General features: G+C 73.2%; 14 protein-coding genes. 10 read left to right on the top strand and 4 right to left on the bottom strand.

Going from position 1 to position 15586, the window contains the following annotated elements:
* Positions 1 to 132: 132 nt before the first annotated feature.
* The 3 genes from AB0L74_RS16130 (at position 133) to AB0L74_RS16120 (ending at position 1955) form a co-directional block, all read left to right on the top strand.
* On the top strand, positions 133 to 336 hold the full coding sequence (locus AB0L74_RS16130; RefSeq protein WP_164397196.1) for an MbtH family NRPS accessory protein: 204 nt from the start codon (positions 133 to 135) through the stop codon (positions 334 to 336).
* Positions 337 to 432: 96 nt separating this feature from the next.
* Positions 433 to 945 carry a GNAT family N-acetyltransferase gene (locus AB0L74_RS16125; protein WP_365651433.1) on the top strand — a complete coding sequence of 171 codons (513 nt, stop codon included), beginning with the start codon at positions 433 to 435 and terminating at the stop codon, positions 943 to 945.
* A gap of 224 nt (positions 946 to 1169) precedes the next feature.
* Complete coding sequence (locus AB0L74_RS16120) at positions 1170 to 1955, top strand: hypothetical protein (protein WP_365651430.1); 786 nt, start codon at positions 1170 to 1172, stop codon at positions 1953 to 1955.
* Between the two features lie 147 nt (positions 1956 to 2102).
* Here AB0L74_RS16120 and kdgD read toward each other — a convergent pair whose 3' ends face one another.
* Positions 2103 to 3029 carry a 5-dehydro-4-deoxyglucarate dehydratase gene (gene kdgD, locus AB0L74_RS16115; protein ID WP_365651427.1) on the bottom strand — a complete coding sequence of 309 codons (927 nt, stop codon included), beginning with the start codon at positions 3027 to 3029 and terminating at the stop codon, positions 2103 to 2105.
* 294 nt (positions 3030 to 3323) lie between these two features.
* On the opposite strand from kdgD, the gene AB0L74_RS16110 reads away from it, so the two are divergent.
* The 3 genes from AB0L74_RS16110 (at position 3324) to AB0L74_RS16100 (ending at position 7654) form a co-directional block, all read left to right on the top strand.
* Positions 3324 to 4199: a LysR substrate-binding domain-containing protein gene (locus AB0L74_RS16110; RefSeq protein WP_365651424.1), complete on the top strand. Its 876-nt coding sequence runs from the start codon at positions 3324 to 3326 to the stop codon at positions 4197 to 4199.
* 484 nt (positions 4200 to 4683) lie between these two features.
* Positions 4684 to 6240 (top strand): gluconate:H+ symporter, encoded by a 1557-nt coding sequence (locus AB0L74_RS16105; RefSeq protein WP_365651421.1) that lies wholly within the window; start codon positions 4684 to 4686, stop codon positions 6238 to 6240.
* Positions 6241 to 6319: 79 nt separating this feature from the next.
* Positions 6320 to 7654 carry an enolase C-terminal domain-like protein gene (locus AB0L74_RS16100; protein WP_365651418.1) on the top strand — a complete coding sequence of 445 codons (1335 nt, stop codon included), beginning with the start codon at positions 6320 to 6322 and terminating at the stop codon, positions 7652 to 7654.
* A gap of 117 nt (positions 7655 to 7771) precedes the next feature.
* Here the strand turns inward: AB0L74_RS16100 and AB0L74_RS16095 are convergent, their stop codons facing one another.
* Positions 7772 to 8434 carry a 1,4-alpha-glucan branching protein gene (locus AB0L74_RS16095; RefSeq protein ID WP_365651415.1) on the bottom strand — a complete coding sequence of 221 codons (663 nt, stop codon included), beginning with the start codon at positions 8432 to 8434 and terminating at the stop codon, positions 7772 to 7774.
* A 328-nt stretch (positions 8435 to 8762) separates the two neighbouring features.
* Here AB0L74_RS16095 and AB0L74_RS16090 point away from each other — a divergent pair, with 328 nt between their 5' ends.
* Positions 8763 to 9221, top strand: coding sequence for a TIGR03618 family F420-dependent PPOX class oxidoreductase (locus AB0L74_RS16090; RefSeq protein WP_365651412.1), 459 nt, complete (start codon positions 8763 to 8765; stop codon positions 9219 to 9221).
* Between the two features lie 140 nt (positions 9222 to 9361).
* On the opposite strand, the gene AB0L74_RS16085 is transcribed toward AB0L74_RS16090, so the two are convergent.
* Positions 9362 to 11353, bottom strand: coding sequence for an FAD/NAD(P)-binding protein (locus tag AB0L74_RS16085; RefSeq protein ID WP_365651409.1), 1992 nt, complete (start codon positions 11351 to 11353; stop codon positions 9362 to 9364).
* On the bottom strand, positions 11350 to 12351 hold the full coding sequence (locus AB0L74_RS16080; protein WP_365651407.1) for an amino acid ABC transporter permease: 1002 nt from the start codon (positions 12349 to 12351) through the stop codon (positions 11350 to 11352). Before AB0L74_RS16080 ends, AB0L74_RS16085 begins: the two co-directional genes overlap by 4 nt.
* Before the next feature lie 619 nt (positions 12352 to 12970).
* On the opposite strand from AB0L74_RS16080, the gene AB0L74_RS16075 reads away from it, so the two are divergent.
* The 3 genes from AB0L74_RS16075 to AB0L74_RS16065 are packed head-to-tail and all read left to right on the top strand — an operon-like array spanning position 12971 to position 15575.
* On the top strand, positions 12971 to 14098 hold the full coding sequence (locus AB0L74_RS16075; RefSeq protein WP_365651404.1) for an LLM class flavin-dependent oxidoreductase: 1128 nt from the start codon (positions 12971 to 12973) through the stop codon (positions 14096 to 14098).
* Positions 14095 to 14613, top strand: a complete 519-nt coding sequence (locus AB0L74_RS16070) for a GNAT family N-acetyltransferase (protein ID WP_365651401.1) — start codon at positions 14095 to 14097, stop codon at positions 14611 to 14613. Before AB0L74_RS16075 ends, AB0L74_RS16070 begins: the two co-directional genes overlap by 4 nt.
* On the top strand, positions 14610 to 15575 hold the full coding sequence (locus tag AB0L74_RS16065) for an ABC transporter substrate-binding protein (RefSeq protein WP_365651398.1): 966 nt from the start codon (positions 14610 to 14612) through the stop codon (positions 15573 to 15575). The genes AB0L74_RS16070 and AB0L74_RS16065 overlap by 4 nt, the downstream gene beginning before the upstream one ends.
* Positions 15576 to 15586: the final 11 nt, after the last annotated feature.

Raw genomic sequence — 15586 nt, 5'->3', positions numbered from 1 at the left:
CCGCTGCCCGCCCCGGCCACCGGGAACACACCCACCGGGAACACACCCACCGGGAACACGACCACCGAGTAACGATCACCTGCGCAAGAACCACCGGAAAACCGATCACCGTTGAAGACAGGAGCCCGCGCGATGGACGAGAACACCCGCTACCAGGTGCTGCGCAACGACGAGGAGCAGTACTCCCTCTGGCCGGTCGACGTCGACGTGCCCGCCGGCTGGCAGCCCGTCGGCAAGGAGGGCACCGAGGCCGAGTGCACCGCCTACGTCGACGAGGTGTGGACCGACATGCGCCCGCGCAGCCTGCGGGAGCGGATGGAGAACGCCGGGGCCTGACCCGGCACCGCACCGAGAGGGGACGCGGAGGTACGGCACCTCGTACCTCCGCGGCCCGGTGCCGCGATTGGCCAGCCCTGTGGACCGGGAGGTTCCGTGTCATCCGTCCTGCGCACCGAACGGCTTGAGTTCCTGCCCTACCGGGCCGAGCACGAGGACGTGTTCGTCGCCCTGCTGCTTGACGAGGAGGTCTGCCGCTGGATGGGCCAGGAACGGGTGCCCGAGGCAGAGATCCGCACCTTGTTCCGCACCATCCTCACCGACGTCTACCCCAAGCGGCTGTTCGACGTGTGGGGCCTGTGGCACGAGGGCGTCTACGCCGGCCACGCCGAGGTGAAGAAGACCGGAAACGTCGACGGCCACGAACTGGTCACCGCCCTGGCCCCCGGGTACTGGGGCAAGGGCCTGGGCACCGAGGCGGTCCGCGGCCTGCTCCGCCACGCCGCCGACCATCTGGGGCTGCGGGAGGCCTACGGCATGGTGGGCGCCGAGAACACCGCCAGCCTCGCCCTCTGCCGCCGCCTGGGCTTCCGCCCGGTGCGGGACGTCGTGGGAGACGACGGCACGGTGACCCGGATGCTGGTGATATCCACGACCGGCGCCGTGTGACACCCGGTCCACCCCGCACACCCCCGCCCGGCTGCGGCAGGGGACCACGGAACCCCGTGACGGGACCGTCGGCCCCCTGCCGCGCCGCGGAGCCGTCACCCGCCGCCGGAGCCCTTCGCCCGATCCGCGGCGCCGCGAACGCGCCCGTCCCCGCGTGCGATACCACCGCCCCCTCGGGCAGCCCCGTCGGACCCGGCTCCGTGCCGTCTGACAAGGTGACGCGCGTGACTACTCGCATCCGTACGCTCATCGTCTGCGCCGCCCCGGTCCTTTCACTGGTCGTCACCGCTGTGCTGGCTCCGCTGCCGTTCGCGGTACTCGTGCCCGGACCCACCGCCGATGTCCTCGGCGCCCGGCGCGGCACACCGGTCATCGCCATCGAGGGCGCCCGGACCCGCGAGACGTCGGGTGAACTCCGGCTGGCGACGGTCGTTTCGGTCACTGCGCCCGACGCGCCGGTGAAGTCGTCGGACGTGGTGGGCGCGTGGTTCGACGAGCACCGGGCCGTCGTACCGCGTGACGGGGTCTACCCCGCGGGCAAGTCCGTCGAGCGGATCGCGCGGCACAACACGCGGGAGATGAACGACTCCCAGGACGCCGCCGCGGCAGCGGCGCTCGGGCACCTGGGACTGTCCCCGAAGGAGGTCCGGGTGCGGTTGACGCTGCCGGACGTGGGCGGGCCGAGCGCCGGGCTGATGTTCGCCCTCGGCATCATCGACAAGATCGAGGGTGACGGACGGGGCGGGGACCTCACGGGCGGGCAGGCCATCGGCGGCACCGGCACCATCGCCGCGGACGGCACGGTCGGCGCCGTGGGAGGCATCGAGCTCAAGGAACAGGCCGTACGGCGGGACGGGGTACGGAACTTCCTGATGCCCCGCGGCCAGTGCGCGAAGGCCATGGCCGCCCGCCCCGAGGGCGTGCGCCTGGTTCCGGTCCGCACGCTCGACGACGCCCTGGCGGCGCTGAAGGCCCTGCGCGGCGCCGGTGGCACCGTCCCCGGCTGCTGATCCGCTTCGCCGGGCAGGCCGGTGGCGGGCAGGGTTTTTGGACCGAGCCCCGTTCCGGGCGGTGGGTGTACCGGACGGCTCCGGCGCACCCGCCGCGCACGGCGCGGAAAGCGGGGGAGGGGGGAGGGGGACGAGCGGAATCTTGCGTCAGCCCGCCGCGGAGGGCAGCTTGGCGATGAGCGCCTTGAGCTCGTCGAGTTCCCGCGCGGTCAGGTCGGTGAGCGGGGGGCGGACCGGCCCCGCGCTGTGGCCGGTGGCGGTCATGCCGGCCTTGACGATGCTCACCGCGTAGCCGGCCTGGCGGTTGCGGATCTCGGTGTAGGGCAGGACGAAGTCCCTGAGCATGCCGGTGACGGCGTCGTGCCGGCGCTCGCGGACGGCGGCGTAGAAGTCGAGGGCGAACTCGGGCAGGAAGTTGAAGATGGCCGAGGAGTACGTCGTCACGCCCAGCTGGAGGTAGGGCAGGGCGAACGTCTCGGCGGTGGGCAGGCCGCCGATGTAGGTGAGGCGCTCGCCGAGGCGGGCGTAGATCCGGGTCATGGTGTCGATGTCGCCGACGCCGTCCTTGTAGCCGATCAGGTTGGGGCAGGTGCCGGCGAGGCGGGCGACCGTGTCGGGGGAGTACACGGCGTTGGCGCGGCTGTAGATGACGACGCCGAGCGAGGTGGAGCGGCAGACGGCCTCGACGTGGCGGGCCAGCCCCTCCTGCCCGGCCTCGGTGAGGTAGGGCGGGAACAGCAGGAGGCCGTCGGCGCCGGCCCGTTCGGCGGCGGCGGCCAGCTCGATCGCGGTGGCGGTGCCGTAGCCGGCCGGGGCCAGGATCGGGGTGCCGTCGGGGGCGCTGCCCACGGCGGCGGCCACGACGCGTTCGACCTCGGCGGGGGTCAGGGAGAAGAACTCGCCCGTGCCGCCGGCCGCGAAGAGGCCGCCGACGTCGTACTGGGCCAGGCGGACGATGTTCTCCCGGTAGGCGCCTTCGTCGAAGGACAGGTCGTCGCCGAAGTGGGTCACGGGGAACGACAGCAGCCCGGAGCCGATGCGGCGGCCGAGTTCCGCCGGGGTGAAGGACGTCATGGAGCGCTCCTGAAGGTCGGGATGGTGCGGTGGAGGTGCGGGTGCCGCGGCCGTCGGCCGCGGGCGCTTCGGGTGGCCGGCGCGGGCGGCGCGGCTGTCCGGTGACGACGCCGCCCGCGCCGGGGTCCGTCGGCCGCGGGCGGGCCTCGGCCGGCAGCCGGCCCCCGCTCCGGTGCTCCGGGGGCTGCGGCCGAGGCACTCGCGGGGTCGCCGTCTGTCCACATCCGACGCTACGGTCCCCAATGATTCACGTCCAACATAGATTTTGGATGTCGCAATACCTGGAGAGCATCAATGTTCACTCTCGCCCAGTTGACGAGCTTCGTGGCCGTCGCCGAGGAACTGCACTTCACCCGCGCCGCGGAACGGCTGAACATGACGCAGCCGCCGCTGAGCCGGCAGATCCAGCTGCTGGAGAACGAGCTGGGCGTGCAGTTGCTGGACCGCACCAACCGGACCGTGCGGCTCACCCCGGCCGGCCGGGCCTTCCTGATCGAGGCGCGCCGCATCCTGCGCCAGTCCGAGCACGCCACCCTCGCCGTCCGCCGGGTCTCCACCGGCGAGGCGGGGGCGATCGCCGTCGGGTTCACGGCCGCCAGCGCCTACTCCGCTCTCGGCGACCTGCTGGAAACCGCCCGGGCGGCACTGCCGGGAGTGGAGATCCTGCTCCAGGAGCTCGTCACCCGCGACCAGCTCAAGGCCCTCAGCGAGGGCTCGCTCGACCTCGGGCTGATCCGGCCCTCCACCACGGGCGCCGACCTGACGTCCCGTACGGCGGTGCGGGAGGGGCTGCTGGCCGCCCTTCCCGCAGGGCACCCGCTGGCCGCGCTGGAGGGGCCGATGCGGATCGAGGACTTCGACGGCGAGGACTTCCTGATGTACTCGCCCATCGAGGCCCGTTACTTCCACGAGTTGCTGATCAGCGTCTTCCGGGCCGCGCGCGCCCGGCCCGTCTTCACCCAGTACCTCACGCAGGTGCACAGCATCCTGGCCCTGGTCAACGGCGGCTGGGGCATCGCCCTGGTGCCCGAGACCGCGGCCCGGATGCGCTACGGAGGCGTCGTCTTCCGGCAGGTCTCGCTGCCGGACCCGCGACCGGTCGAACTCAGCCTCGTATGGCGCCGGAACAACGACAATCCGGCTCTTCACGCGCTGCTGCGGCACCTGTGACCCCCGCCTGGCCCGGCCCGACACGTCCCCGTCATGAAGCGGCCATCCAAGAAAGGTATGGCAACCAACAAAATTCGACATGGACGTGAATCAGAACGATCTCTACGGTCAACTCAGCCACCGATTCGGTGGCTCGGACCGCACGCGGCACGCTGTCGCTTCCCCCCTCAGGTCTAGGAGATCGACCATGCCCGCTCCCGCCCGGCAGGACGAGCCGGCGACCGCCGCTTCCGGAGCCCCCGCGTCCGCGGACCGCCCCGGGCGTCGCCGGGCCGCGGCGGAGAGGCCCGACGTCCCAGGGGCCCGCGCCGGTCACCCGGACCCTTTACTCGTCTGACCGCACCACCGAGCCGGGGGCACCGAGGACCGCCGCGGCCGCATCGGTGCCCCGCCCCACGGCCGCGCGCCGGCTGTCCGCCGGGCAGGCGACCGGCGGCGTCGAGCCCGGCGCGCGGGAACGCCGCCTCGACGCGAAGCCGGTCCGGTGACGACCGGAGCCCGCTCGCCGCCGCGTCCCGCACGGCGGCTCCCCGAGGCGCCACCTCACCCCGCCGGTCTCCCCGGCGCTCTCGCCGGCCGCCACGGCTCGAAGCCGTCGCCGCACCGCCTTCGCCCCCACCGCCAGCCCCGTACCGAGTCCGTGCCGCCCCCTCACGCCGCCCGAGGCCCGGCCGCTCCACCCACAGTTCAAAGGGGAACTGACATGCCACTCGTCGTAGTCGGAATCAGCGTCCTGGTTCTGCTGCTCCTCATGACCAGGCTGAAACTGAACGGCTTCGCGGCTCTCCTGCTCGTGGCGGTCGGTGTCGCCGTGGTCCAGGGAATTCCGGTGAAGGACATCCCGGACATCCTCTCGGAGGGCATCGGAGGGCAGATCGGCGACACGATGCTCACCATCGGGCTCGGCGCCATGGTCGGCCGTGTGATGGGAGACTCCGGCGCCGCCCAGCGCATAGCCGGCACCCTGCTCGACGCCTTCGGGCCGCGCTGGGTCCAGGTCGCCATGGTGGTCACGTCCATGCTCATCGGCGTGACGATGTTCTACGAGGTCGCCTTCATCATCATCGTGCCCATCGCGTTCACCTTGGTCAGGGTCACCGGGGCGAACCTGCTGTGGGTCGGGCTGCCGATGTCGATCGCCCTGTCCACCATGCACAGCTTCCTGCCGCCGCACCCCGGCCCCACCGCCGTCGCCGCGACCTTCGACGCCTCCGTCGGACTGACGCTGTTCTACGGCCTGTTCCTCGCGGTGCCGGTCGGCGCTCTCATCGCGCTGCTCTGGCCCCGCCTGCCGTTCATCAAGGCGATGAACCCCGCCATGCCCCAGGGCCTGGTCAGCGAGCGGGTGTTCACCGAGGAGGAGATGCCCGGCCTCGGCTGGTCACTGCTGGTGGCGCTGTTCCCCGTCGCCCTGATCGCCGGGGCCGCGGTGACCGACATGGCCACGTCCGGCGAGAGCCGCTTCCTGCACTCCGTCGCGTTCCTCGGATCGGCGCCGATCGCGCTCCTGCTGACGCTGCTCCTGGCCATCTGGGCCTTCGGGCCGCGCATCGGCCGGAGCCTGTCGGAGGTCAGCGCGTCCTGCTCCTCGGCGGTCAAGGCGATGGCGATGATCCTGCTGGTCATCGGCGCCGGCGGCGCCTTCAAGAACGTCCTGGTGGAAGGCGGGATCTCCGACTACATCAAGGACGTCACCGACTCCTGGTCCATCTCCGCCATCGTCCTGGCCTGGCTCATCGCGGCCATTCTCCGGGTGGCCCTCGGATCGGCCACGGTCGCCGTCGTGACGTCCTCCGGGGTGGTGCTGCCCCTGCTCGCCGGGAGCGGTGCGCACGCCGAGATGATGGTGCTCGCCGTCTCCTGCGGCTCGGTCGCCTTCTCGCACGTCAACGATCCCGGATTCTGGCTGTTCAAGGAGTACTTCAATCTGTCGGTCATCCAGGCGATCAAGGTCCGCACCACCTACACCACGGTGCTGTCGGTCCTCGGTCTGGGCGGCGTCCTGGCGGCCGAATGGGCCCTCGACCTCATGAGCCTGTGACCCGCCCCGCACCCTCAGCGGAAGCCGGCACCAGCCGGCGCGAGCCGATACACGCAGACACAAGGAGCCAGAAGAGAGCATGAGCACGAACCAGCCGACCGTCACCGCGTTCTCCGTCTACCCCGTAGCGGGGCGCGACTGCATGGAACTGAACCTCTCCGGCGCCCACGGCCCCTACTTCACCCGCAACATCGTCGTCCTGACGGACTCCGAGGGCCGCACGGGCCTCGGCGAGGTGCCCGGCGGGGAGAAGATCACGCAGACCCTGCGGGACGCCGAGTCCCTCGTGGTCGGGGCCAAGGTGGGCGACTACAAGCGGGTGCTGCGCGAGATCGGGGCCCGCTTCGCCGACCGCGACGCCGGCGGACGGGGCGCGCAGACCTTCGACCTGCGGACCACCGTCCACGCCGTCACCGCCGTCGAGTCGGCTCTCCTGGACCTCCTGGGCCAGCACCTCGACGTCCCGGTCGCCGCCCTCCTCGGGGACGGCGTGCAGCGGGACTCCGTACGGGTGCTGGGCTACCTCTTCTACGTCGGCGATCCCGGCCGCACCGACCTGGAGTACGTCCGCGAGCCCGACGCGGACACCGACTGGTACCGGATCCGGCACGAGGAGGCCCTGACGCCCGAGGCGATCGTCCGCCAGGCCGAGGCGACCTACGACCTGTACGGCTTCCGCGACTTCAAGCTGAAGGGCGGCGTCCTGGACAGCGCCGAGGAGGTCAAGGCCGTACGGGCCCTGAAGGACCGGTTCCCCGAGGCCCGGATCACCCTCGACCCCAACGGGGCCTGGTCGCTGAAGGAGGCCGTCGAGCTCTGCGCGCCGCTGGCCGGGACGCTCGCCTACGCCGAGGACCCCTGCGGCGCGGAGAACGGCTACTCCGGGCGGGAGATCCTGGCCGAGTTCCGTCGCGCGACCGGTCTGCCCACCGCCACCAACATGATCGCCACGGACTGGCGGCAGCTGACCCACGCCCTCGCCCTGCAGTCGGTCTCCATCCCGCTGGCCGACCCGCACTTCTGGACCATGCAGGGCTCCGTCCGCGTGGCGCAGCTGTGCAACGCGATGGGACTGACCTGGGGCTGCCACTCCAACAACCACTTCGACATCTCCCTCGCCATGGTCACGCACTGCGGAGCCGCCGCGCCCGGCGAGTACAACGCCCTGGACACGCACTGGATATGGCAGGAGGGCCTGGAGCGGCTCACCACCGCCCCGCCCCGCATCGTCGACGGTGAGATCGCCGTCCCCGACGCCCCCGGTCTCGGCGTCGAGCTCGACATGGACCGCCTCCTCGCGGCCCACGAGCTCTACCGGACGAAGGCCCTGGGAGCGCGGAACGACGCCGTCGGCATGCAGTACCTGATCCCGGGCTGGGAGTTCGACGCCAAGCGCCCCTGCCTGGTGCGTTAGGGCCTGTCCGGACAGCCACAGCTAGGCCCGGCCCGCCCGCTGTCCGGCGCCCTGGCGGTCGGCCCGTCACCGCCGGCGGCCCGTCACCGCCGGCGGCCGGGCGGTGGCAAGCGGCCGCTACCGAGCGGCGGTGTGGTGCAGGACGGCGAAGAGCCCCCGGACGCGGGTGCCGTCCGGCGCGCTCCAGACCCCGGCGACATGGCCGGCCGCCACCTCGGGAAGGACGGGACGGCCGTCCGGGGCGGGCCGCAGGACCCGGTGGAGGCGCAGCGCCATGCCGTGCGTGAGGGGCATCTCGGTGCCCTCCAGGTCGTCGGTGGCGGCGGTGAGGCCCACGCGGGCGACTCCGTCAGCGGCGCAGGAGCGGGTGACCTCCCGGTCGGGGGTGTCGCTGGCGTTCTGGTCCTGGGCCTGGACCCGGCCCTCGATCAGGGCGAGCAACTGGGCGACCAGCACCGGGTCGTGGCAGCCGTCGTAGGCCCAGCGCTGCCCCAGCACTCCGTGCTCCATGGTGCCGACGAGAGCGTGGTCGGCCCCGTCGAGCCGGGCCCCGCGATAGGTCAGCGGCACCAGATAGGAGGCCGGGCGGGCGCCGGAGGCGTCCGTCACCACGATGAACTCGATCCCCACCTCGCCCTGCGGATCGTCCAGCCGGAAGCCGCCGGCCGTGGTCAGCTCCGGTTCAGCCCTGCCGCCGTGGTACCACGGCCGGGACGGGAGCCAGGAGGTGAGCAGTTCGAGCTTGGTCGGCGTGAGGACGGTGCGGTGGATGACGGCCATACCGGAAGTCTCTTCCTGTGGAAAGAAGTTGTCCTGCCCACCCTCTCATCCGCGCCGTGGCGGCCGGACGGGCGCCCTCAGGGGCATCGATCGCCACGCCGGTCCGGGCGACAGGGTGACTCCGGCGCCGTCGAGGACTGTCTGCGAGGGGCGGCCCGGCGCATCCGCGCCTGTGCGTGACCGCGACCGATCGTGCGGGAGACCTCGGGAGGCCGAGCGGCCGGCGGCCGGCTCTCCCGGCGCTTGCCGGCCAACACCCCGGCGGCGTGCGCCGGTTCCGCGCCCGGCGCTCGGAATGAGGGGGCGCCCCCGAGCGGTTGCCCCTGTCATGACTCAAGCGCCCACAGCCCGCGCCCTGTCCGACGAAGCCCTCTCCGGATTGCTGGCCAAGCAGCGGTTCGGCACCCTCGCCACCAGCAAGCGCAGTGGCCATCCCCATCTGACCACCATGGTCTACCAGTGGGATCCCGAAGCCCGCACGGCCCGGTTCTCCACCACGGCCGACCGCGTCAAGGTCCGGCACCTGCGGCACGATCCGCGCGCCGCCCTGCATGTGACGGGCGACGACGTCTGGTCGTTCGCCGTCGCCGAGGGCGAGGCCGAGATATCGGAGATCACCACGGTCCCCGGCGACGCGGTCGGGCGCGAACTGCTCGCGATGCTCCCGGACACCGCCAGACCGGAGGACGAACAGGCGTTCCTGGAGCAGCAGGTCGCCGAGCGCCGGGTCGTCATCCGGCTGAAGGCACGCCGCCTGTACGGCACGGCGGTCGAATTCGACGCCTGACCGGACCGGCGCCCGCACTCCCGGCCCGCGCCCGGGCCCTGCTGCTCAGACGCGCGGCCGGCGCCGCGGGGCAGCCACCGCGGTGTCCCGCGCCGCACCCGGGCGGCCCGGTGGCGCGTGGTCACCTCCGCCCCGCGGTGTCACCGGGCCGGCGCCGCGGCGGGGACCGGTGTGCCGTCGGCGTCGTCCGGCGCGAGCGCCCGGTCCGGCGCGGCGAGCGTGCGCAGCAGGGCACGGGCCACGGCGTCGTTCTGGCGGAAGACCGGGGCGTCGGTGCGGGGGCGGGCGAAGGCGGCGACGGCCCGGCTGTTGGTGGGGGCGCCGAGCGCGACACGGCGGGGGTGGGGTCCGCCCAGTCCCGGGTCGAGGACACGGCCGTCGGCGGGGGAGACGGTGAGCAGCCCCGAGTGGTGGACATGGGAGGCATCGGTGACGATCTCCTCGGCGAGCGCGCCCGTCCGGTACAGGTGCCGCAGGAGAGGGTCCTCGGTGCGCGCGAGGGAGCGAGCGGGGAGGTAGGCCTCGATCAGGGCGGTGGCGTGGACGGTGTGGCCGGGGACGGTGGGACTGGCCGCGGTGAAGGTGCCGGTGGTCTCGTCCGTGCCGATCCGGACGCCCGCCCCGGTGAAGCGGACGATCCCGGCCCGGGACAGGGCCAGCAGCTGGCGCAGGCGGAAGCCGGGCGGGCCGGAGGCGAGAAAGCTGAAGAAGCCGTGCCACCAGCCGTCGAGGTCCTCGGCGACGGAGCGCGCGGTCAGCCGCCCCGCGGCGACCAGACGGGGCAGGGAGCCGTACACGGACAGCAGGGCGAGGAACGCCCCGAGGTCGGCGCTGAACCGCGGGTTCTCGCGGCGGGCGACATCCCGCGCGACGTGCTCGCGCAGATGCTCCTGGAAGGCGTCCGGTGTGGGGAAGGCGAGGCCGTCCAGGGGGCGGTCCAGGGCCTGAAGGCCGAGCCGGTCCGCCGGGTCGGGGACGGCCGCCGCGACGAGGGCGGCCATGGCGTCGCCGTCCCCGCCGAGCCGGTCGTAGGCGGCGGCGAAGTCCGGCCAGGGCAGGGCCGTGCGCTCCGGGTGGGCGTGGAACAGTTCGTGGTAGTACCCGAACCCGATCTCCTTGGCCATCAGCGGCCACACGTCGCGCCGCAGGTCCAGCGGGCGGCCCCGCGCGAGCAGCGCGTCGACCGCCTCGGGGCCGAAGTGGCGCGGCAGCGGGGGCCGGGGCCCCCTCAGCCGGTAGCGGGTCTTGGCGTGGTAGGGCACCCCGCGCCGCGACCCGACGTGGAGGACGGGCTCCCGGCCGGACGGCAGATAGGTGAGGGTGCCGTCCGCGGCGGGGCGGAAGGTGCCCCCGCGTCCCTCGGTGAGCAGCGCCATCAGGTCGACGAAGGCCAGCCCGAAGCCGCGCACGATGACGTGCTCGCCGGGCCGCAGGCCCGACAGGTCGGCGTCGGCGGTGAACGCCGGCGGGAGGTGGAAGCGGCCGTGCCGGCGCGCGAAGGCGGCCAGCGCGCGGTGCTCACCGGTGGGCGCCGAGCCCAGGTGGCCCTGGGCGAGGACCACCACGTCGGCGGTGAGCGCGGTGGTGCGGTCGGCCAGGTGGACCTGCTGCGGGCCGTCCGGGGGACCGGTGACGGCGGTGGCGGTCGTACGGTGCCGGACGACGGTGACGCAGGGCGGCAGGTCGGCCAGGACTCTGCGGAACGCCCACTCCAGGTAGGCGCTCTGCGCGCGCCGGGTGGGGAAGTCGGTGCCGGTGAGGGTGCGCAGCTCGGCGAGTACCTCCGGGTCGGCGGGCTCCGCGTACGGCTCGTGGCGCGGGCCGCGGCCGGAGAACTGGGCGGCCCACTCGGACAGCGAGGGGCCGGGCCGTACCGGGCCGTCGAGGGTGGAGGACTCGTCGGTGAACAGGGTGACGTCCTCGGCCATCGAGTTCATCCGCAGCAGCGGGGACTGCTCGTGCCGCCAGATCCGGCCCGGGCCGGGCGGATACGGATCGATCAGGTGAATCCGCAACTCCCGTGCCCAGTCCCACAGTTCGGGGGCATTGGCGGCGATGCGCTCCAGCAGGCCCGTGGTGCGCGGGCCCGCGCCGACGACGGCCAGCACGGCCGCGGGGACGGCGTCGTTCACCGGTCACCGCCGATCACCGGGCGGGCGTCGGCCGCCGTCACCGTACGCAGCCGGCCGCCCGCGGCCGACAGCCGGCCGCGCAGCCGCTGGAGCGGCGTGGGCGGCAGAGCGCGCGAGGTGCCGCGGGCGTAGTACCGCTCGACGTAGAACTGGCCCGCGCTGAGCACCGTGGTGACGGCGATGTACCAGAGGGTGGCGACCAGCAGCAGCGGGATGATCTCGTAGGTCTGGTTGTAGACCAGCTGTACCGAGTGGAGCAGGTCGTGCACGGCCAGCACGCTGACGATGCTGGTCCCCTTGAGCGTGCCGATCAGCATGTTGCCGGCGGTCGGCACGATCGAGCGCATCGCCTGGGGGATGACGACCCGGCGCAGGGTGCGGCGCCTGCTCAGGCCGAGCGCCTGGGCGGCCTCGGTCTGGCCGGGGTCGACGGAGAGGATGCCGCCGCGCACCACCTCGGCGGCGTAGGCGGCCTCGTGCAGGGTGAGGCCGATGACGGCGGTCAGGGTGGGGCCGAGCAGGTTCACCGTCTGCACGGTGACGAACTGCGGGCCGAAGGGGACGCCGAGTCCGAGCGTCGGATACAGGGCGCCGATGTTGAACCAGAACAGCAGCTGCACCAGCAGCGGGGTGGAGCGGAAGATCCATACGAACCCCCAGCTGAGCGTGCGCAGCACCGGGTTGGCGGACAGCCGCATCACCGCCAGCGGCGTGCCGAGCAGGAAGCCGAGCACGGTCACCGCCGCGGTCAGCCACAGGGTCAGCAGCAGGCCGTCCAGCACCGCGGCGCTGGTGAAGTACCGGCCGACCACGTCCCACCGGAACGCGTCGTTGCGGACGACGGAGTTGAGGACCATCGCGAGGACCAGCAGTCCGGCGGCGGCCGACAGCAAGCGGCCGATGTGCCGGCGGGGCACGATCCGCGGCGGGCCGGCCGGCGGGCCGGACTCCCGGCGCGGGCCGGGCGGAGCGGGGGCGGTGTCGGAAGAGGTGACCATCGGGGGTCTCCGGAGAGGGAGGCGCGGGCGTGGGAGATCACCGGGCGGCGAGCGCGGGCGGGCACGGTTCGAGGTGCCCCAGCGAAGGCGCTGCGGTCCGGTTCGGGCGTCGTCACACGCTGCCGCGTCCCTCAACGCGGCCGGACGGGGCACCGCGCACGGCGGGGCCCGTCCGCCGCCGATCGTAGGCGGCCGCGGCACCCGTCTGTCAACACGCCATCGCGGCGGGCCCGTTGGGGTCCGGGATGCGGGCACCGGTTGACGAAGAGCACGATGTCCTGCTCAAGTAATCGCATGAACGCCCAGCAGCGCTTGGTCTCGCGCGACCACATCGACTTCGGTCGGGTGTGGTCCGCGGCGTGTTGCGCCTGACTCGGCAGCGGGCCGTCTGACCGGCCCTTCCCTCCCTCGGTGACCCCGTCGCGGGCCGAGATCTCCCTGCGCGCGCTGCCGCCGCTCTCCCGTTTTGCCTTCCGACGCCGCGGCGTCGTCACGCTCACGCTCGCTCAGCCATCACCAGCACCTAGCTGACGCACCGTCACCCACGGTCGTCGGCAGGGCTGTTCCGCCGTGCCCGCCTGCGGGCGGCGCATCACCAGGACCTGAGAAAGGCCGTTCCATGCCCGTGGAGTTCCTCGGCATCGCCGCCACCAACGACGGCTCCGAAACCACCCCGCGCTCCGGCGCCGCCTTCGACAAGGAGTACACCCTCCGGCTCGCCCGGGCCCACGAGGACCACGGCTGGGACCGGGTCCTGTTCGCCTACGGCTCCGGATCCCCCGATCCGGCGCCCGCCGCCGCGTATGTCGCCAGCCGGCTGGAGCGCCTCCAGATCCTGCTGGCCCACCGGCCCAACGTCTCCTACCCCACCTTCGCCGCCAAGACCTTCGCCACCCTGGACCAGATCAGCGGGGGCCGGCTGACCGTGCACTTCATCACCGGCGGCAACGACCACGAGCAGGGCCGCGAGGGCGACACCCTCACCAAGGACGAGCGCTACGCCCGCACCCGGGAGTACATCCGGATCGTCAAGAAGATCTGGACGACCCGCGAGCCCTTCGGCCACGAGGGCGAGCACTACCGCTTCCACGACTTCGTCAGTGACGTCTTCCCCGTCCAGCAGCCCCGCCCGGGCGTCTCGTTCGGCGGTTCGTCCCCCGCCGCGTACGCCGCCGGAGGCGCCGAGGCCGACATCTACTGCCTCTGGGGCGAACCCCTGGCCAGGACCGCCGAGCAGATCGAGGCCGTGAAGGCCGCCGCGCGGGCCGCGGGGCGGACCGACGTGCCGCGCTTCCAGGTCGCCTTCCGCCCCATCATCGCCCCGACCGAGGAGCTGGCGTGGGACAAGGCCCACCGCGCGGTCGGTGCCATCCGCGAACGGCGCGCGGCGGGCCTGGTACGGCACCACCGGACCGGGGCGCCGGAGAACACCGGCTCGCAGCGGCTGATCGCCATCGCCGAGGCGGGCGAGCGCTACGACCGCGCCCTGTGGACCCCCACCGCCGCCGCCACCGGGGGCGCCGGCAACTCCAACGCCCTGGTCGGCACCCCGGAGACGGTCGCGCAGGCGCTGCTGGACTACTACGACCTCGGCGTCGACATCCTCTCCGCGCGCGGCTACGACCTGCTCGACGACGCGATCGACTTCGGCCGGTACGTGATCCCGCTCGTGCGCGAGGAGGTCGCCAAGCGCGACGCCGAGCGCGCGGCACGCGGCGCCGGGGTCCTCGCGGCGGTGGGCGGATGACCTCGGCACCGGAGCTGACGGTCGTTCAGGTAACGGTCCGCGACCCCCGGGTGGAGCCGCTGCTGCGCGAACTCGGCGACGAGTACACGGCCCGGTACGGCAGGGACGCGCACGCCGAACTCGCCCGCTACCCCGACGAGGAGTTCACCGCACCGTACGGCGGAGCCCTGCTGCTGCTCCTCCAACGCGGCGCGCCGGTGGCGGGCGGTGCCTTCCGCCGGTACGACGCGAGGACCGCCGAGCTGAAGCGGATCTGGACGCACTCCGCCCACCGGCGGCGCGGCCTGGCCCGCCGGGTCGTCGCCGAGCTGGAACGCGAGGCGGCCCTCCGCGGCTACCGGCGGATCCACCTGACCACCGGACCGCGCCAGCCCGAGGCCCGCGGCCTGTACCTGGCCACCGGCTACACCCCCCTGTTCGACACCCGGGCCGACCCCGAGACCATCGGCCCGCTGGCCTTCGAGAAGCACCTGACCGCTCCGGCGGCCCGCACCGGAAAGGCATCCGACCTGTGAACCTCCCCACCTCCGGCACCCGGCCGCGCCGCGTGGCCGCCTGGGTGCTGGCGCCCCTGCTCGCCCTGACCGCCTGCGGCACCGGTGCGGGCGACGGCACGGTGAAGGCCGGGGCACCGGCCGCCGCCGGGCCGTCCGGCGACCCGGTCGCCGGCGTGCGCACGGTGGACTCCGTCGCCGCCCTGCTGCCCGCCCGCGTGCGCGAGGCGGGCACGCTGCGGATCGGCAGCGCCATCGGGACCCCGCCGGGGGCGTACTACCCGGACGGCCCGGACAAGGCGCCCGCGGGCCAGGACATCGACCTGGCGAACGCGGTGGCCAAGGTCCTCGGCGTCAGGCTGGAGCGCCAGGACGCCTCCTTCGAGACGATCCTGCCCGCCCTCGGCAGCGGCAAGTACGACGTCGGCACAGGAAACTTCGGCGTCACCGCCGAGCGGCTGAAGACGATCGACTTCGTCACCTACATCAACGACGGCCAGGGCTTCGCCGTACGCAGGGGCGACACCACGCTGGGGACGAAGGTCACCCGCCTCACCCAGCTGTGCGGCCTCACCATCGGCACCGGGGCCGGCACCACCTTCGAGGCGACCCTCACCGCGCGGCGGGGCGTGTGCGCCGAGGCGGGCAGGAAGCCGTACGAGGTGAAGGTCTACTCGGAGAACGCGGCCACGCTCACCGCGCTCCAGCAGGGCCGGATCGACGTGATCATGTCGACCATCAACGGGCTGCGCCACCAGGCGGCCCGGCCGGCCTCCCGCACCGCCTTCCTCGGTGAGTACCACCGTCTCGACGTCGGCTTCGCCTTCAGGAAGAACTCCCCCCTCACCAAGGCGTTCCGGGCCGCCGTCGACCACCTGATCGAGGACGGCACCTACGCCCGGATCCTCGCGAAGTGGGGCACCACCGCCTCCGCGATCGACGCCTCCCGGATCAACCCGCCCGAGCACACCCCCGAGAACTGAGCAGGAACACG

Origin of the sequence: Streptomyces sp. NPDC052020 (assembly GCF_040680575.1) — a bacterium.
Classification (GTDB): Bacteria; Actinomycetota; Actinomycetes; order Streptomycetales; family Streptomycetaceae; genus Streptomyces.
The sequence above is the reverse complement of the archived record's forward strand: the minus strand, read 5'-3'. Positions and strand labels throughout refer to the sequence as shown.